This is a genomic window from Terrimonas ferruginea DSM 30193 (assembly GCF_000425585.1).
Classification (GTDB): domain Bacteria; phylum Bacteroidota; class Bacteroidia; order Chitinophagales; family Chitinophagaceae; genus Terrimonas; species Terrimonas ferruginea.
The window spans coordinates 271,388-288,357 of sequence record NZ_KE384398.1 but is presented as its reverse complement, the minus strand read 5'-3'; the positions used below and the strand labels follow the sequence as shown (position 1 = coordinate 288,357).

At 48.1% G+C, this 16,970-nt stretch carries 12 protein-coding genes; 8 read left to right on the top strand and 4 right to left on the bottom strand.

What is annotated here, in order from left to right; genetic code table 11:
- Positions 1–90: 90 nt before the first annotated feature.
- Entirely contained in the window at positions 91–3,552 is a 3,462-nt protein-coding gene (locus H608_RS0113355; RefSeq protein ID WP_028788114.1) for a TraB/GumN family protein, read from the top strand.
- An 8-nt stretch (positions 3,553–3,560) separates the two neighbouring features.
- Here H608_RS0113355 and H608_RS0113350 read toward each other — a convergent pair whose 3' ends face one another.
- Positions 3,561–6,041 carry a DUF5686 family protein gene (locus H608_RS0113350; RefSeq protein WP_245565761.1) on the bottom strand — a complete coding sequence of 827 codons (2,481 nt, stop codon included), beginning with the start codon at positions 6,039–6,041 and terminating at the stop codon, positions 3,561–3,563.
- Between the two features lie 126 nt (positions 6,042–6,167).
- Between H608_RS0113350 and H608_RS0113345 the strand changes: the two genes are divergently transcribed.
- The 5 genes from H608_RS0113345 to H608_RS22340 all read left to right on the top strand — a co-directional run bounded on the left by H608_RS0113345 (position 6,168) and on the right by H608_RS22340 (position 9,544).
- On the top strand, positions 6,168–6,845 hold the full coding sequence (locus tag H608_RS0113345) for a hypothetical protein (protein WP_028788112.1): 678 nt from the start codon (positions 6,168–6,170) through the stop codon (positions 6,843–6,845).
- Positions 6,842–7,138 (top strand): winged helix-turn-helix domain-containing protein, encoded by a 297-nt coding sequence (locus H608_RS0113340; RefSeq protein WP_028788111.1) that lies wholly within the window; start codon positions 6,842–6,844, stop codon positions 7,136–7,138. Before H608_RS0113345 ends, H608_RS0113340 begins: the two co-directional genes overlap by 4 nt.
- Before the next feature lie 65 nt (positions 7,139–7,203).
- Positions 7,204–8,481 (top strand): cell envelope integrity protein CreD, encoded by a 1,278-nt coding sequence (gene creD, locus H608_RS22345; protein WP_051268305.1) that lies wholly within the window; start codon positions 7,204–7,206, stop codon positions 8,479–8,481.
- Positions 8,482–8,483: 2 nt separating this feature from the next.
- Positions 8,484–8,858 carry a diacylglycerol kinase family protein gene (locus tag H608_RS0113330; protein WP_028788110.1) on the top strand — a complete coding sequence of 125 codons (375 nt, stop codon included), beginning with the start codon at positions 8,484–8,486 and terminating at the stop codon, positions 8,856–8,858.
- The gene (locus tag H608_RS22340; RefSeq protein WP_051268303.1) at positions 8,855–9,544 is read left to right on the top strand and encodes a DUF1361 domain-containing protein; all 690 of its coding nucleotides are present in this window, start codon (positions 8,855–8,857) and stop codon (positions 9,542–9,544) included. The genes H608_RS0113330 and H608_RS22340 overlap by 4 nt, the downstream gene beginning before the upstream one ends.
- Before the next feature lie 57 nt (positions 9,545–9,601).
- Here the strand turns inward: H608_RS22340 and H608_RS0113320 are convergent, their stop codons facing one another.
- Entirely contained in the window at positions 9,602–13,000 is a 3,399-nt protein-coding gene (locus H608_RS0113320) for a hypothetical protein (RefSeq protein ID WP_028788109.1), read from the bottom strand.
- Between the two features lie 162 nt (positions 13,001–13,162).
- Between H608_RS0113320 and H608_RS0113315 the strand changes: the two genes are divergently transcribed.
- The gene (locus H608_RS0113315; protein WP_028788108.1) at positions 13,163–13,810 is read left to right on the top strand and encodes an MBL fold metallo-hydrolase; all 648 of its coding nucleotides are present in this window, start codon (positions 13,163–13,165) and stop codon (positions 13,808–13,810) included.
- Between the two features lie 270 nt (positions 13,811–14,080).
- On the opposite strand, the gene H608_RS0113310 is transcribed toward H608_RS0113315, so the two are convergent.
- Both H608_RS0113310 and H608_RS0113305 read right to left on the bottom strand, forming a co-directional pair.
- On the bottom strand, positions 14,081–14,536 hold the full coding sequence (locus tag H608_RS0113310) for an SET domain-containing protein (RefSeq protein ID WP_028788107.1): 456 nt from the start codon (positions 14,534–14,536) through the stop codon (positions 14,081–14,083).
- 78 nt (positions 14,537–14,614) lie between these two features.
- Entirely contained in the window at positions 14,615–16,108 is a 1,494-nt protein-coding gene (locus tag H608_RS0113305) for a lipopolysaccharide biosynthesis protein (RefSeq protein ID WP_028788106.1), read from the bottom strand.
- Between the two features lie 198 nt (positions 16,109–16,306).
- Between H608_RS0113305 and H608_RS0113300 the strand changes: the two genes are divergently transcribed.
- Positions 16,307–16,930 (top strand): hypothetical protein, encoded by a 624-nt coding sequence (locus H608_RS0113300; protein ID WP_028788105.1) that lies wholly within the window; start codon positions 16,307–16,309, stop codon positions 16,928–16,930.
- Positions 16,931–16,970: the final 40 nt, after the last annotated feature.

Below are 16,970 nucleotides of genomic sequence, written 5' to 3'. Positions count from 1 at the left end.
GTTGTTGCCTCCAGTATTTACGGCCGCCGGCTGTTTAATTTCCACATTTACACATTACTTTGCATCAGCAAACCAAGACTATCTTCAACTATGAAACGTATCCTGCTTTCATTGGGCGTTCTGTGCTTCTGCGTTTTATCTTCTTCCGCTCAATCTTCTTCCTGGCCATCCACCCTGCTGTGGCGCATATCCGGAAACGGGTTGACCAAAGATTCTTATCTCTTTGGCAGTATGCATCTCCAGGACAAACGCATTTTTCATCTCAGCGATTCGCTCTATCATTACCTGGAAAAAGCCGAAGGCTTTGCAATGGAAATCGATGTGCATGAATACCTCGATTCGATTTTGCAAAAAGCGGTAGACGAAAAAATTTATGGCAGTGACGATGTAAAAGAACCTCCTCCCGCACTTACTGATGTGGAAGATATACTTGAGCCACCTCCCGGCACGGAAAAGCGGTTAAGCAAACGCGAAATACGCGCGTTGAAAAAAATCCGCCAGGAAATCATAGCCGGTATGTTCAAAACGGAGAAGATGCCGGTCATTCTCGATATGTATCTCTATGCACTCGCTACGCGAATGGGCAAATGGGCCGGTGGTATTGAAGATGTGACGGATCAGTTACAAATCTTGGACGAAATAGGACGCGGCGTAACTGATAAGGATATCGACAGCCTGCAGATGCCTGCAAGAGCCATGATGGAAAAAATGATCTCCATCTACCTTGCACAGGATCTCAACGCGGTTGACACCATGTTCCTGCAATCGAAGAACAAAGTGATGGAAGATATCCAGCTCATCCGCCGCAATTATAAGATGGCCGACCGGATGGATAGCCTGGGACGTATACGCAGTATGTTCTTCACCGTTGGCACTGCACATCTTCCCGGAACAGAAGGCGTGATCGTATTGCTGCGCAAAAAAGGGTTTACCGTCGAGCCTGTGTTCGGCTCCGCAAAGATCGACCCCGATGTTTACCGGAAAAAAGTGGCGGCCATCGCCTGGAAACCTGTGTCGGACGATGCCGGTACATTCAGCATAGAAATGCCTGGCAAGACAACCGATTTTAATGTTTTCGGAGAAGCCCTTCACATGAAAATGGCTTACGATATACTGGACCAGGAAATGTACATGGCGGGAAGTTTTGCAAAATCCTATACCAGCGAACAGGCGGAAATAGATGCGTTGCGCAAACGGATGAAGGAAAAGGTAAAGGATATGAAGAAGGTTACGCACAACGGCATGGCCGGACTGGAAGGAACGATGAGTTATTCAACCTACCGGTATAAGATCCGTTATCTTGTTGGCAACGGTTCTGTTTATATGTTGATGAATGGCGGAGATGCTTCCCTTAATAAAAAGAACAACAATAGTCAGCGCTTTTTTAATTCTTTCAAACCGTTGGAGGCGCCCAAAAAACTGGCAGTAAATAGTGTTGTACAAAGTGACACGACGGGTTATTTTGCCATCACCTGGCCCGGTCAGTACCGCCGCAGCAAATCGTTGGAAAGCCGCCAGGACGGCCAGTCTTTTTCTTCACGCTCCTGGGACCTGCTGGATATTGCCAACACGCAGTATAATATTGTACAGGTGCTCGACCTCAAAGCCGGCCTCGTATTAGAAAGCGACTCTGCTTATTTTGAAGAATTACGTGCCGGTTATCATGCGCAGTTGAACGATGTAAAAGACGAGTGGGGCGAACGCTTCGGGTATGCTTATTACCAGGCACAGGGTTTTGCAAAAGATGAAGACCTCCGGCTCAAGTCGTTCACCCTGATCCGCGGCAACCGCGTGTACCAGCTAATCAGCGGCGTACCCCGCAATGCGGCACCCGACAAGGACAGCGCATTCTTTGCTTCTTTCCGTTTGCTGGATTATCCCGCTCCCGTCTGGACAGAACAGGTTTCTCCCGATGGAGATTTCCGGGTGAAACTTCCTTCCGCTTTATTGAAAAGAGAAACCGGCGAAGACCCTTCCGGCGTACTGCTCGAAGATTGGGTATATGTCGGCAGCAACCCTGTTGATGCTACTTCTTACCGCATCGAAAAACAAAGCATCGGCGATTACACGGAGATAAAGGATACGCTCAAGTTTCTCGAAGAAACGATGACGCGATATGAACTCGAAACAGACAGTGTATTGAGCAAACGTGAGGTGAGAAACGGAACGGCCCCCGGCCTTGAATGGACGATGGTGAAGGCCAACAGTCATACAGCGAAACAACTACGCATTAGCTTACACGGCGATTCATTATATATTTTACTGGTTGTACAGCAGGAAAAAGATGCATTGGCCAAACGTTATCAGCCCTTCTTTGATTCGTTCACCTTCACCCGCAATTATACAGCGAATAGAGAAAGCAAGAGTGATAAATTGCTGAACGATGTTTTGTCTACAGATTCGGCTACCTATTTCAAAGCGCGGAGTGCCTTATACTCCCATGAGTTTACAACAAAAGATCTTCCGCGGCTGCGGCAGTTGATCGTAACAGAAATCCCCGGTGATACGTTGCACTACGATTATTTCCGCATACGTTTTCAACTGGCTGGTAAACTTTACAACATCGGTGACGATGCCACGGTCGATTTTCTGACGGAACAATACGCGAAAATTCCCGCCACCAATGACAGGATGCAGGACGATATCATACATGGTCTTGCTTCCATAAAATCGGCCTATGCCTACCAGGCACTGCTGAAGATATTATTGGAAAAAACGCCTTCACCCGACAGCACGGGTACGTTCACTTTCTCCTACCGAATATATGATTCACTGGAACTCACCAGGACTTTGTATCCGGGCTTGTTGCAACTGTTATCGAAGCCGCATATGTCCCTGGCAGTTATCGGCGTCACCGACCGGTTACTGAAAGACGATCAACTCGGCAAAGAAGCCGTGCGTCCTTACCTGCCGGTGATTTTAAAACAAGCTGATAGCTATCTGCGCCAACCCTGGTCGCAGGATGATATCGACAACGAAGGATATAGCTATGTCGACATGTTGCACCTGCTTGGTTATTTCCCCGACACAGCTGTTGCATCGCGCATACGCGGATTTCTTTCACCTGAGATGCCGGCTGCGCTGAATGAAGGGGTCAGTTCGTTGATCCGCATGAAACAGCCGGTACCGGCGAAGTCGCTCAATGAACTGGCAGGTAAGCCGCTCTACCGCCGTGATCTTTATTCACTGCTGGACACAACCGGTAATCAATCGCTTTTCCCCGCCAAATATAAAAACCAGCGTTCCTTCGCTGAGTCGGAATTGCTTAGTTATTTCGATTATGAAGAATGGACACCGGCTGTTGAATTTGTAAAAGAGAAAAAAGTAAAATGGAAAGGAAAGGAATTCCGCGTATTCTTATTTCAAATAAGCGACGATGCGCTCAATTTTCCGATGCTGGGCGTAGCAGGTCCCTATGCGCTGGATCAGGCTGATTTAAAGACCAATGGTGAACTTACCGGTTATCATGAAGAAGCTTACAAGTTCAAAGACATTGATAAGCTATTGGAAAAATATTTGAAACAAAAAGAAAACCAGGAACCCGGATACTGAAACTGATTTTAGAAGGTTAAACGGAAGCTGCCAAATACGCCAAAGCGTTTGGTGGCTTCTTTTATATTGGACTGCGGCAGCAAACGCCACACACAATCGATGCGGATAAAGCGCAGGATATTATCGATACCGGTACCGACTTCGAGATAGGTTTTGCCGTTGAGGGTTTGGAAATTATGTCCGTCCACAAAATTGAGTTCACGGTTTTTCTCATTGAGGCTGCCCCACAATGTTTTCACCGTATAGAACTGACGGAATTTCAATTTAGGGATCAACCTGAAAATACCGTTGCCGATATTGTGTTCGAAATTGATGCCGGCAAACTGATCATGGATGAATTCAAAACGGTTCATCATGTTGAACGCATACTTGTTGTAATAATACAACTCATTGCCCGGCGCAATATCCAGCAGTACATAAGGCAGTGTACCGAATGTTTTACCACCGTATACCTGGAAGGAAATATTACCGACCGGCGGAATGCTGATATAGTCCGACACACTGGCCGAGAGTTTGGTATAATCGTATCCGCTATTGAAAATGCCCGATATGCCTCTTGCTACGGTTAGTTCTGCAATAGGATAGGGGCTTCCCAGGCTGGTGCGGAAAAAAGTGGACTCCAGGAATTTTTCCAGGTAAGCGAAACGTAATCTTAAGGCTACTTCGGCGGTTGCCAGCGGCGATGCTCCCGCAATGGCAAAAGAATCTTTCGGCGGAAGGTTGCGCAGCGGCGTGTATTGCTTGTGCGTTACTGCCAGCAGGGTGGAGAAACCCGAACGTGTTTCATTGAAAAACTCCAACCGTTTTTCTTCCACTTTCAGAAACTTGATGGGAATGCCTTTTTTGCGGATCGCCAGGGCGAAAATATTGTCCTGCGACACTTCGCCATAATAGTTCTGTCCAAAGTCGAGATCATTTACATACGAAGCAAAAAAGTATTGCCGCGGATCTTTTTTAGGCAGGTAGAACACTTCACCTTTTCCTTTGAACTTACGGTCGCCGAAACCATAGGCGACGTAGCCGTGCCACCACCATTTTTTATCGAAATGCCGGTTGCTCGCCAGGTCGAAACGCATCCGGAAACCTTCCCAGCCATTTCCCGTAAACCAGTTATAGGCCGAACCAAATTGCAGGTTGCCCACATTGAAATAACCGGTGGCGAGAAAGGTGAGTTGTTTGGTCAGCCGTTTGAACGATGGCGCATTGGTGAGCGTATCGATCATGTGAATGATGCCTTTTTCCGTTCGCGAAAGCTCTTCGTGCCGGGCCGTGTCCCAATATTCACGTGGCTTATAGGCTGCGCCTTCTAGTGTAAGTACTTCTTCCAGCCGTTTATTTTTTGCCAGCTCCTGCACCACGCTGCTGTCGTTGACAATCACGTTGCGGTAGGTAGTTGTCTTTCGCCCGATGAGCCCCGGTACCATTTTGCCGACAGGCGACACATCCGCCACGAATTTATCCTTCGATAAAAACCAGGTGGAATCATTGATGAGCGTGTATTCCTGGATCAGGCTCAGGTTTTCCAGGAAGTTGATATTCGCTTCCTTACCCAGGCGCAGGTTCATGCGTTGAATGGCAAAGCTGCCCACATGTACCCAGCAGTCGCCTTCAAACGTATTCGTGCCCTTTCGGCGCGGCGCAAACACCAGGTGGAAATAACGGTGATTGCCGATCTGCTGCGTATCGATTACGTTGTAATTGTAATAGATATCACCGTTATCACTGGCCGGGCTCACAAACTGTTTATCGAATACGGGAATAAAGTTGTTGTACACATTGATCACCTGGTCCATGCCACCGAGAAACTTGATCATGCTTTCGTTGCGCACACCGTTGGTATTAACGGCTTTAATGATCTCGCGGCGCTTCAGCGGTTTCTTCTGGTAATAATAATCAGAGAGTGCTTCGGTGAGGTAAGCGGGTAAATACTTTTGTTCGTCGGTAGAATCGATATGCTGGTTGATGATATCGCCGATGCCGCGCAATGGTTTAAAGCGCGTGATGCGGCGGAAATTCATGTTCTTGATATCGAGTTCCAGCTTGTTGTAGAGTTCGTAGGAAAAATTCTGAAACCGGTAACGGTCATTGCGGGGTTTGTTCTGCACGATCTTTCGCCACACGAGCAGGCCTTTGTTCACCTTTACTTTCACGCGCACGTCATTATTGAAAGTGCCGCGTTCCATCGGGATTTCAAGCAGGAGGGAATCTTTATTGGCTGGTATGGCGAAAGTGTAGGGTTGATAACCAACGCAGGTAACGAGCAATGAGTCGGAAGGCCATTTGTCTACCTGGAAGGAAAAAAAACCGGCCGAATCGGTGAGGCCACCGAAGGACGTGCCTTTGAACGTAACGGATGCGAAAGGAACTTTCTCTTCGCTGTGAAAATCTTTGATCACACCGCTGATGATCTTTTGCGCGGACAGGTGCGATGCCGTCATCAGGATCAGGGTCAATAAAAGAAAACGGGTAATGGGTCTGGCGTTCAACATGAATATGCAAATCTACTTCGCAAAGCGGTAAAAGCGGCGGGAATTTGCCCGGAGCATGTATTTAACGAATTTTTTATTTGGAAAATCAGCCGGAGGCCTATTACTTTGTATTTCAAAGTGCTTTTTATGGATGATAATTTAAGAGCCGGTACCCTGCAGGATGTGCAGGACATCAAGCGGTTGATGCAGCGCAGCAGCCGGTTTACTTCGCTCAGCGCCTGGAGTTTTACCGGCGCCGGTGTGGTGGCTTTGATAAGTGCCCTCATCGGCCGGTATCTTTTCTTCCTGCCCTATTACCGGTCTTACAATACGCGCGGCGCTTTCATGGCGGGCGACTTTGCGGAACTCAAAACCCAACTGCTGGTGTTGTCCTTCATCACATTGGTTGTGGCAGCGGGTATTGCCGCTTTGTTTACCTGGCGCAAAGCGCGCCGCCAGGGACAATCATTATGGGAGTACAGTTCCCGCCAGGCAGCCTGGCAATTTGCCATACCCATGGCGGCCGGGGCTGTATTTTTACTCGGCATGCTGCGTTATAATGAATGGCGTTTCATTGCCCCGGGTTGTCTGGTTTTTTACGGCTTGTCGATGGTAGCAGCCAGCCGCTTCACGCTGGGAGCCGTACGTTGGCTGGGTTTCGGTATGATCCTGCTCGGATTACTCAATATGTTTTACATCGGTTATGGCCTGTATTTCTGGACGCTTGGTTTTGGTGTATTGCATATCGTATTCGGACTGGTCATCTGGTTCCGGTATGAACGAAATGAAAAACCTGTTGTTGCTATTGCAAAGGATCCTTTATGAACCCTATTGCCGGATTAAATAAATTGTTTGATAACCGCATACGCCTCGGGGTGATGAGCATCCTCATGGTTAATGAGGAAGTGAGCTTCAACGACCTGAAACGTATGCTGGAAGTAACCGACGGCAACCTGGCCACCCACCTCGTTAGCCTGGAAGAAAACGGTTATCTCAAAGTTCACAAAGGTTTTATCGGGCGTAAAACAAATACCACTTATTCCGTTACGCGCAACGGCGAAAAAGCATTCAACGATCATATCCAGGCGCTCGAAAACATGATCAAAGGAATACGATAATTTTTTTTGCCTTTATACTTTGTACTTCAAAGTGCTTTTTAAAATAAATAAACAATTATAGTTATATGGAAAATTCCCCCACCTCCGCGCTTTCCGGTTTAATGGACAAAGGAAAGTTTTTCTTTAAAGGCCTCGTCATTTTCGGCATTGCCTTATTACTCTGGGTTCCCACTTTGTTTATCCTGGAAATAGTCCGGGAGCGTGAACTGCGGCAGCAGCAAGCGTCGGCCGATATCAACCAGAAATGGGCAGGCCCACAGAAAGTAACCTCGCCGGTGATCGCCGTGCCTTATAAGATAGGTGGTAATATGATTTACCTTATGCCCGACAAAGCCGATGTATCCACCAGGGTAGCGACAGAAACACGCCGGCGTGGTATTTATGAAGTACCCGTATATCGTTCTTCCATCAACATTAGCGGCTCTTTTGCCCCGGCAGACATGGCATCCGCAGGTGTGGAAGACAGCTTGCTCGATTGGGACCGGGCCTTACTGATCTTACCTGTCAAAGATGCATTGCGCGGTATACGCGAAGACATTCGTCTGCAGTGGGGCGATGAAACGTTGACCCTGCTGCCGCAATACGACGGAGCAGACTTCCTGAAAGATGCTTATTACGTTCGCCTTCCGTTGTCCCAGGATAAAATGCATTCGCTGCATCAGTTCAACCTGCAGTTCAATCTCAATGGCTCGGGTGAGTTGTTGTTTGCCAGCGCCGCCCGCGATACACGCATCAAAATGGAGTCTGGCTGGAAAGATCCGAGTTTCCAGGGCAGCATGTTACCCGAAACACGGGAAGTGGGTGATAGCGGATTTGTGGCCAACTGGAAATTTCTTAACCGCAATACCCCACAGGTATGGATCAACCGGAGTTATTCGCTTGAGCCATTGACGGTGGGCACCGTATTCATGTTGCCGGTAGATGGTTATGATAAAACACGCCGCGCCGTTAAGTATGCCTTGCTTTGCATCATTTTGACCTTTGTCGCCTTTCTGCTTATTGAACTCGTATACAAAAGAAGTTTGCTGCTGGTGCATTATGGTCTTGCAGGATTGGCGCTCGTATTGTTTTATACGTTGTTGTTATCGGTGTCGGAATATACCGGGTTCAATTGGGCGTATTGTATTGCCGGCGTTGCTACCATCGCATTGGTAACCTGGTATACCGGAGGCATTCTGAAGTCAGCCCGCATTTCCCTGTTTATCTGCCTGGTGCTGACCGCCGTGTACGGCTATATTTTCAGTATCATTCAATTGCAGGATTTCTCACTGCTCATGGGAAGTATCGGTTTGTTTATTGCACTCGCGATCGTCATGTATTTCTCCAGGAGATTACAACAATAACCATGGCCTTGTCCGCTTATATCCGGAAACGTCAACGGAGCCTTGGCTATGCCTGGCAGGGGCTCCGTACTTTCTGGAAAACCGAACCGCATGCGCGCGTGCATGCAATAGCAGCTGTCATCGCAATAGCTGCGGGTTGTTTGTTTCAACTGAATAAAAATGAATGGAAATGGTTACTGATCGCCATTTTCCTGGTGTGGATCACGGAGATTTTAAATACAGCTATTGAGCGATTGGCAGACGTTGTTTCTCCCGGTTATACTGTTGCCATCAAACACGTCAAGGATATGGCCGCTGCTGCCGTGCTGCTGAGCGCCGTGTTTGCAGTGGTGATAGCGCTGATTATTTTTTTACCTAAAATCATTTCAGGCTCATGAAAAAGAAAATATTACATGCCGTACGTCGTGGCTGGCGTAGTCAATTGTACAGCCCCATTTTTCGTGAAGACTGGCTGTTGCTGTCTTCACTCTTTGCTTCCGGTTTGTTGATACTGCGCATATTGACAACGAATGAAAATACCTATCTGTTTTTGTTATGGAACCTGGCGCTTGCTTTTGTTCCGCTTATATGTACCTGGTTCTTTCTGCAGGCAGATCCGCGCAAACGCTGGCTGAAGGCAACCTGGTTTATGCTCTGGTTGCTGTTTCTGCCCAACTCCTTTTACCTGTTCACTGATCTCTTCCACTTCAGGGAGGTGCGCTCGGCGCCGGGCTGGTTTGATCTTGTGTTGTTGTTGTCTTTCGCATGGAGCGGTTTGCAGGCGGGCATGTTTTCACTGCAGCGGATAGAAAGCTGGTTGCGGAGCCAGGGATGGCTCCGCCGGCCGGCTGTTTTTATTTTTCCTGTTCTTTTCCTGTGCGCCCTGGGTGTCTACCTCGGACGTTACAGACGGTTCAATAGCTGGGACATTTTCACCGATCCTTTTGCACTGACCGATCATTTGCTGGAACTTGTTTTTCAGCCGCTCGGTCATACAGAATCGTGGGCGATGATCATCAGTTATGCGCTTTTCATCTGGCTGATCTACCAGGGTAGTAAACCAAGAACCCTGAAGATGCACTGACAGTCAAAAAAAATCCCGCTTCAAGCGGGATTTTTTATTGGTATAAAATGAATTTATTTAGAAGTCGATGCCCATGCCGAAGTACCACATCGGCTTGCCGCGGAAGATGCCATTCATTTCCCATGCTGCATCTACTTTCAGGAAGTAACCCAGCAGGGTACTGCGTGCACCAAATCCATAACCGCCGGCAAATGGTCCGAGGCCACCGGCTTTCAGTCGCACACTCACTACGTTGTTCGGATCGTTGGCATCGATGAACGTGGTTTGCGGACGCTCCAGTTTATCGAACTGCCCATTCCATGCAGTACCGAGGTCAAAGAACTGTACCAACTGGAAGTTGCGGAGCAGTGCGTTGTTGATCGGTTTGTTGAAGAACGTGGTGAATACCGGTACGCGGATTTCACTGTTCAGCACCACGGCGTTGTTACCGTTGGCGATGTTTTGTTTGAAGCCACGCACAGGGTTGGCGAGTGTCTGGTAGGTATAGGTATTATCCGGGCTGGGGCGATTGCCGTCGTTGAATTTCGGAGAGAACCAGTTGTCGGCTCCACCTACGTAGTAGATAACTTTCTGATTGCCCCAGGAGAAATCTCCTGATGCTCGTACTGCCCAGATCAGGTTACGGTAAATAGGATAGTAATGACGCGCATCGAAGCCGGCATTGAAGATGTATTTGCCATCGGTATTGCTGACGTTGCTCAGTTGCGTGAACCAGTCGAAGAATACTTTATAGCGCAGTCCTTTCCAGATATTGGTAGCCGGGTTGGTGGTGTTGTCGTGTACATATTCAACACTTACCTGGCCATAGGTCAGTTTCTGGTCGGGAATATCCAGTGCGTTCGGCGGGAAGTTGTTTGACAATACTACCGTGCGGTCGAAGCGGGGACCGATGGTGGCACGCAGGCTGCGCACACGGTCGAGCGGATAACGCAAACGTGCGAGGTAGTAATTGGAGAACATTTTACCGTCGTAGTTCAGCCCGCTGTTCTGCTCGGTAAGTCCTACCCGGTTGCTGCTGCGGAAATAAGTGAAGCCCCAGTCGAGACGCTTGCGCAGGTTATAAAATTCAAACAGCACATCGTTGTCGCGGAGGTTGGGTGCAATACGGATACCGCCGGTAAACTTCACGTCTTCCATCAGGTCGCTTGTGCCGAGGCGCAGCATACCGTTGAAGTCGCCACCGTTGGAAAGATAGATGGGGCCTGCACCACCGCCATAAGGCTGGAATTTATTTACTGCAAGTACGGAGTTGTTGAAACCCGTCACCGCATAGTCTGCAAAGAATTTCGGAGGGCGGTATTCATACAATTTGGCTTTGCGCAGCACCGGTTCGCGGGTTTCCACATCGGAGCTTACCACTTTTCCCACTACCTGGCCATTTGTTTTGGCCGAGTCGCGTTTTTCATCACTGAATTCACTTTGGAAGAAATCATTCTGCGGCGGTTTCTGCGGATTGCCGCCACCAGCCGGATCTGTTCCCGCTTTTTTATTTGCTGCGCGGCGTTCTTCGTCCAGTAACTGACGGACATATTCAGTCGGACGTGCATTAACGTTGCGGCGCTTCAGGGTATTCTCGTCTACTTTCAGGCGATACAACATTTTCAGGTCAGCCATTTTGATTACTTCACTTACCTGCTGGTTGTCGCCGGCCGTGCGTGTTTCGATCAGGCTGCTCTGGTAGTTTGTCAGCGGGAAAACATAAGAAGAGTCGTTGGTAATCGATACAAAACCTACCGAGTCGATATCGGTTTTGTTCCATTCGTTCATCACACTGTCGATCTCTGCTTTCGGCGGATTGCGTAATACTTCGTCTCCGATAAACACCAATGTATCCAGGCCTGCTCTTTCCGTGCGGAAGAAACCTGCATAGCGGTTGTTGATACCGTTCTCGTCACTGACGAAAGTAAAGTGTGAAGTGTTGTATTGAGAAGGGAAACGGGCATTGCCGCGTTTCAGGTTGGTCATTTGCGAGATCTGTTTGAAATCGGATTTGTTCCAGTTGTCAACCAGGAAAATATTAAAACGATTGGCAGGCAGTGAGTCGTCGCTGCTTGCAGCGTTGGCCGAAGGACGGTTGCTGGAATAAATAATGCCTGTCTTATTCGGGAAGGCTACGAAGGAAGGATCGAGGTCGTCGTATACGTCGTTGGTGATCTGCTCGAAGGTTTGTTTGTCGATTTTGTACGTATAGATATCCGTTTGCCCGCTACGGATGGCGCTTAACAACAGGGTATTGTTGTCGAGCATGTATTTCATGTCCTGTACCTGGTCGAACATCGGCAGCTCGATTCCTTTGGTGGTTTTGATGCGCAGGACGGCATCGAAGACAAACAGTTTCAGTTTGCCTTTTTCGGTATAGATACAGGCGAGTCTTGTACCTTTTCCATCCCATGCCAGGATGGGATAGTTGGGATTGATCTCGTTGTCTTTGCTGCGGGTGCCGTAGCGGAGCAACACTTTACGGTTATAGAAGTTCTCAACAAGCACTACGGAATAAATGCCTTGTTTGAATTCTACCAGTGCATAGGAATAACTTTTAGCGATCGGGTTGGCGTTGAAACGGATATAATCTTTTTTACCCACGGTTTCCGTAACGGCCAATTGTCCTTTGGGAACGTTCTTGCGGCCACGGAGATCTTTATAATACTGTTGTGGTACTTCCTGCATGAAATCGCGAAGCAGGTATTTGAATTTTTTCTGTGCTAATTTATTGGATGCGTTGTTCAGGTTGCGGTAAACGCGGGCGAGATAAAGGAAGTAGGTTACTTTATTCTTGCCGTATTTGTCGGCGATGTATTTCCAGAAAGCGTGTCCTGCGAGGTTGGGTTTTTCGTAGGCAAACTGATAGAAATTGTTGTAAGTGCCGTTGAGCATTACGCCGCGGAGTTCATCGTCGAGTGAGGGGCTCCAGTTTTCGGCAGCGTATTCGATGTAGCCATCGGTCAGCCATTTGGGGAGATCAAGCAATGCCTGATTGGCGGCAAACTCGCCGAGATCATCGCCGAAGAGTACGTTTTCCACGAGTACGCGGGCGATACCCTGGCGGATTTGCTTTTTCAGGTTGTCGTGATTGCCGTCGAAGTAAACGAGCATTTTGTTGTTGACCAGTTTGGTCACACCGCCGGTATTTTGCCAGTCGATACCGAGTCCGATATTGGACTGCTGCATTTCATCGAAGTTGTTGTATACAACGATGTTGGTTCGGCGCTGGATGCCGTATTCAATAAACTCTTCGAGGCCTCGTAGTTCGTGTTCGGCTATCTGGGCTACATATTTTCCCAGACCCAGACCATCCTGGCTGAAGTAGGTATTGAAGTTTTCGGTCTGGTAATACTTCCACTTGAACTTCTGATATTGTACGCGGTTTTTGCCAAATTCAACAGCATTGGCCTGCGCCGATGCTTTCATACCAGTTAGCAAGGTAAGGCAGACAATCAGGCTAGTTAATTTATTCATACGATTGGGCGATACTTTATTGCGTTTACTTAGTTCTTATCCCGGGAATGTGGGTGAAGATTCCTGCTTGCCTTTTCATTCCCGGCGTGTAGTTTTGAGCCTTATACCGGTTATTTACGGAAAAAACAGCGTTCCCAATTTTAAAAATACAAAAAACCCTTCATGTTAAGCGTTAAGTCGTTCACATTTAACCCGGTTCAGGAAAATACCTATCTGTTGTATAACGAAGAAAGGGAGTGTTGCATTATCGACCCGGGCTGTTATTTTCCGCAGGAGGAGCAGCAACTGGCGGATGCCATCCGTTCCGAAGGGTTAAAGCCGGTGCTTTTGCTGAATACGCATTGTCATTTCGACCATATTTTCGGGAATAAGTTTGTTGCCGAAACCTGGGGGCTGACCCCCCATCTGCACGGGCAGGAGATGCCGGTGCTGGAGCGGGCCGCGCAGGCAGCGGCGGCCTGGCAGATCCCGTTTACGGCTATATATGATGGGCCGGTGGTCAAAATCCGGGAAGGTGAAACCATTAGCCTGGGCGGGGAAGAACTGCAGATTCTGTTTACGCCCGGGCATTCACCCGGCAGCGTGTCATTTTACAGCGAAACTTCCGGGTTACTGATAGCCGGCGACGTATTGTTCAACCGCAGCATCGGCCGCACCGATCTTCCCGGGGGTGATTACGACACACTGATCCGTAGCATTCATACGCAACTGCTTGTGCTGCCGGATGAAACGAAGGTTTATCCCGGCCATGGGCCAATGACGACAATAGGGTTTGAGAAAATGAACAATCCGTTTTTGACGAACAGGTGAACGGTCAATCGTCAATCGTGAATAAGTCAATAAGTGAATTGCGTTCCCGGCGCTTTCGGGTGGGGCCCTGCTTCCCATGGTTCGTGTATACACGAACCATGGAGCGGAAAATGAACAACCAGGGTTAAGTAAAAATTCAAAAGCATGAATCGTGAATGGTCAATCGTGAATAAATAGCCTTACACCTTATATCTTAAGCTTCACTTACTACTTATAACTTAATACTCACGCCCGAAGTATCGGGCGGCTGTTCCACCTTAAGCCTTAAACCTACCGCCGTTCGCCTTTCTTCGCGGCACGCTCACGGTTAGACTGCTCCAGCCGGATATTATGACGGATCACATCCCAGTATTCTTTTCCGTAAGGAACAAAAATCTCCGAACCGGCGGGGATGTCTTTTTTGGCCTGGATAAAAACGCGTACACCGTCTTCCACATACTCGGCGTTGTTGGTAACACCTTTCACGCGCGTAATGCCGCGGGCATCGTTGGCATAGCGGGCAAGTTCTTCCGTATTGTTGCTTGCATCGATCACATGTGAACGTTTAACGTAGTAGATGTAACCGTTCTCACCGTTGTTGTGTTCTACTTCTTTCCAGGTGGTGATCTTTCCTTTGTATTCTACGATCGGCGTGCCTTTGGGAATAAAGTTTTTCGTAAAAAGACCTTTCCCAGCCCCTGGTAAAGATGAACGCTTTATCACGAGCTGTTTTTCCAGTAATGTCATAATGAGGGGAGTAAACTTTGATTTTGCGGCGTGAAGTTAACCCGTTTTACCGGTACGGCAATAAGTATGGGCGGCTGATCAGCGGATAAATTTTCCAATGACCGGCATGCGGCTGAATTCTTTTTTCTCCACGTTGAGAATAAACCATCCGAAAAGCGCCAGCAGTAAAGTAGAAAAAGCAAAATTGGCGGCGGTTCCTAGCCCGATTTTGCCGAATAAGATCGCTATGCCATAGAGCAACACCACGATCACGATATAAGCTACCAGTTTCTTCCAGGCGTAAGGAATGCGATAAACTTTTTGTCCCCATACAAACGACAACACCATCATAGTGCCATAACAAAGGAAAGTGGCCCATGCGCAGGCCATGTAACCAAAGCTCGGGATGAATAAAAAGTTAATCAATAAAGTGATGCCTGCGCCGATAAAAGTGATGGTTGCACCGGCTCTCGTGCGGTTGGTGACTTTGTACCAGATGCTGAGATTGTAATAAATACCGAGAAACATGTTGGCCAGTAACAAAATGGGCACCACACGCAAACCGGTCCAGTAGGTTTCACGGCTTAAAAAATGTTTCCATATATCGAGGTACAATACCACCACCAGGAACATCAGGCATACGGCGATCACAAAAAACTTCATCACGCGCGCATACGTGCGTTGCGGATTCTCTCCCTGCGATTGCTTAAAGAAAAACGGTTCTGCACCCATTCTGAACGCCTGTACAAACAATGTGATGAGGATGGAAAGTTTGTAACAGCCGGAGTAAATACCGATCTCCGTCAATGGATCAGCGGAAGTGGACCACCACCGGAGCATGATGCGGTCCATCGTTTCATTGACCATGCCGCCAAAACCCACGATGAGCAAAGGCATGGAATACCGCATGATCTCGCGCCACAAAGTCTTATTGAAACGCCAGCGGAAGGCGAAAAATTCCTTGCGCAGCAAAATAAAGGTGAAAAGGCTCTGGGCCACATTGGCAAGGATCAGATAGCCGACTTCCATGCCCGGTTTGTAGAACAGCAGCAGGAAATGATCGGGATGGTCTTTGGCAATACGCGGGCAAACGGACAGGAAAAAGATGGTAAGTGCGATATAAACAAGAATGCCGGAGATCCGTATCACGGCGTATTTGACGGGCCGGTTGTCGTGCCGCAACTTGGCAAAGGCGATAGTGGTGAGTGCATCCAGCCCGATGATGAAGGCACACCAGGTAATATATTCCGTATGATCTTGCAGGGAAATGATATCGGCTATGGCGCCGCGGAAAAGAATCATCAGCGTGGTAAGGCTGACGGTGCTGATGATCAGGCTTACCGTAATGGTGTCGTAAACGTCGGCTGCCTGTTCTTTTTTTTGGATGTAACGGAAATAAGCCGTTTCAAGACCATAGGTAAAAAGGATATTGAGAAAAGGAATGAGTGAATAGATCAGTTGCATTTCCCCATAGGCAGACGTGAGCAGCGCGCTGGTGAGGTAGGGCGTTAATAAATAGTTAAGAAAGCGGGCGGCAATAGAACTTACCCCGTACCACATCGTTTGTCCCGCCAGTTGTTTAATACTGCTCAATGAAATACAATTCTTTCGACAAACCTACAGGTTTACGCGCAGATTTCCGGTAGCTGCCGGCCCGGGAAACCCTATTTTTAAAAAAAGCGTATCTTTGTCGTCCCCTCTAAACCCGCAGCACGGGTTATTAGTAATCCTTTACTGCCGTGTGCTGATCTATTCAACATCATTTTTTATTAGTTACTAAAATCTTCGTTTATGAAAAGATTTTTTATCGGGCTTTTTATGGCCGCCGGCCTTACTGCTTCTGCACAGGTGTACGAAGGAAAAGTGTCTTACCAGAAAACCGAACAACCAGCGTTGGTGATGGAATATAATTATCCACCGGACCTGGTGGAAAGTGCCATCAAACAAAAGATGGAGAAGATAGGACTGAAAGCAAAGTCCAGCAAAGGCTTTCTGGTTTACAGCGGGGCTACTATCAGTGATATCAGCAGTTCTCCAATGGATTATGCCTTCAAGGTTGAGCGTAAAAGCCGCCGCGACAAAAACAGTTCGATCGTTTACATGGTGATGAACGGCGCCAATGCGTTGAGCGCGGAAAGCGGTTCAACCAATTCCAACGGTAAATATTTCTTGGGCAACCTGTCTCCCGACATCGAGAGCAGCAGCCTGGAAGTAGATATCAAAGCACAGGAAGATAATCTCGCGAAAGCGGAGAAAAAATACAAGACCATGCAGGACGATAAAGCCGATATGGAAAAGAAACTCCGTAAGCTCCAGGACGATCTCAAGACCAATGAAAAGGATCAGGCCAACCAGGAAAAAGAACTGGAGAAACAGCGCGGAGTGCTGGATGCGTTGCGGGGAAGGAGGAAATAATGTGTAAATGTGTCACGAGGCCTGCGGCCCCGTGAATGTG

What these genes read in the sequence shown, in the direction of transcription:
- H608_RS0113355 (WP_028788114.1), top strand. Translation starts at nt 91, where the DNA reads ATGAAACGTATCCTGCTTTCATTGGGCGTTCTGTGCTTCTGCGTTTTA.
- H608_RS0113350 (WP_245565761.1), bottom strand. Translation starts at nt 6,041, where the DNA reads ATGTTGAACGCCAGACCCATTACCCGTTTTCTTTTATTGACCCTGATC.
- H608_RS0113345 (WP_028788112.1), top strand. Translation starts at nt 6,168, where the DNA reads ATGGATGATAATTTAAGAGCCGGTACCCTGCAGGATGTGCAGGACATC.
- H608_RS0113340 (WP_028788111.1), top strand. Translation starts at nt 6,842, where the DNA reads ATGAACCCTATTGCCGGATTAAATAAATTGTTTGATAACCGCATACGC.
- creD (WP_051268305.1), top strand. Translation starts at nt 7,204, where the DNA reads ATGGAAAATTCCCCCACCTCCGCGCTTTCCGGTTTAATGGACAAAGGA.
- H608_RS0113330 (WP_028788110.1), top strand. Translation starts at nt 8,484, where the DNA reads ATGGCCTTGTCCGCTTATATCCGGAAACGTCAACGGAGCCTTGGCTAT.
- H608_RS22340 (WP_051268303.1), top strand. Translation starts at nt 8,855, where the DNA reads ATGAAAAAGAAAATATTACATGCCGTACGTCGTGGCTGGCGTAGTCAA.
- H608_RS0113320 (WP_028788109.1), bottom strand. Translation starts at nt 13,000, where the DNA reads ATGAATAAATTAACTAGCCTGATTGTCTGCCTTACCTTGCTAACTGGT.
- H608_RS0113315 (WP_028788108.1), top strand. Translation starts at nt 13,163, where the DNA reads ATGTTAAGCGTTAAGTCGTTCACATTTAACCCGGTTCAGGAAAATACC.
- H608_RS0113310 (WP_028788107.1), bottom strand. Translation starts at nt 14,536, where the DNA reads ATGACATTACTGGAAAAACAGCTCGTGATAAAGCGTTCATCTTTACCA.
- H608_RS0113300 (WP_028788105.1), top strand. Translation starts at nt 16,307, where the DNA reads ATGAAAAGATTTTTTATCGGGCTTTTTATGGCCGCCGGCCTTACTGCT.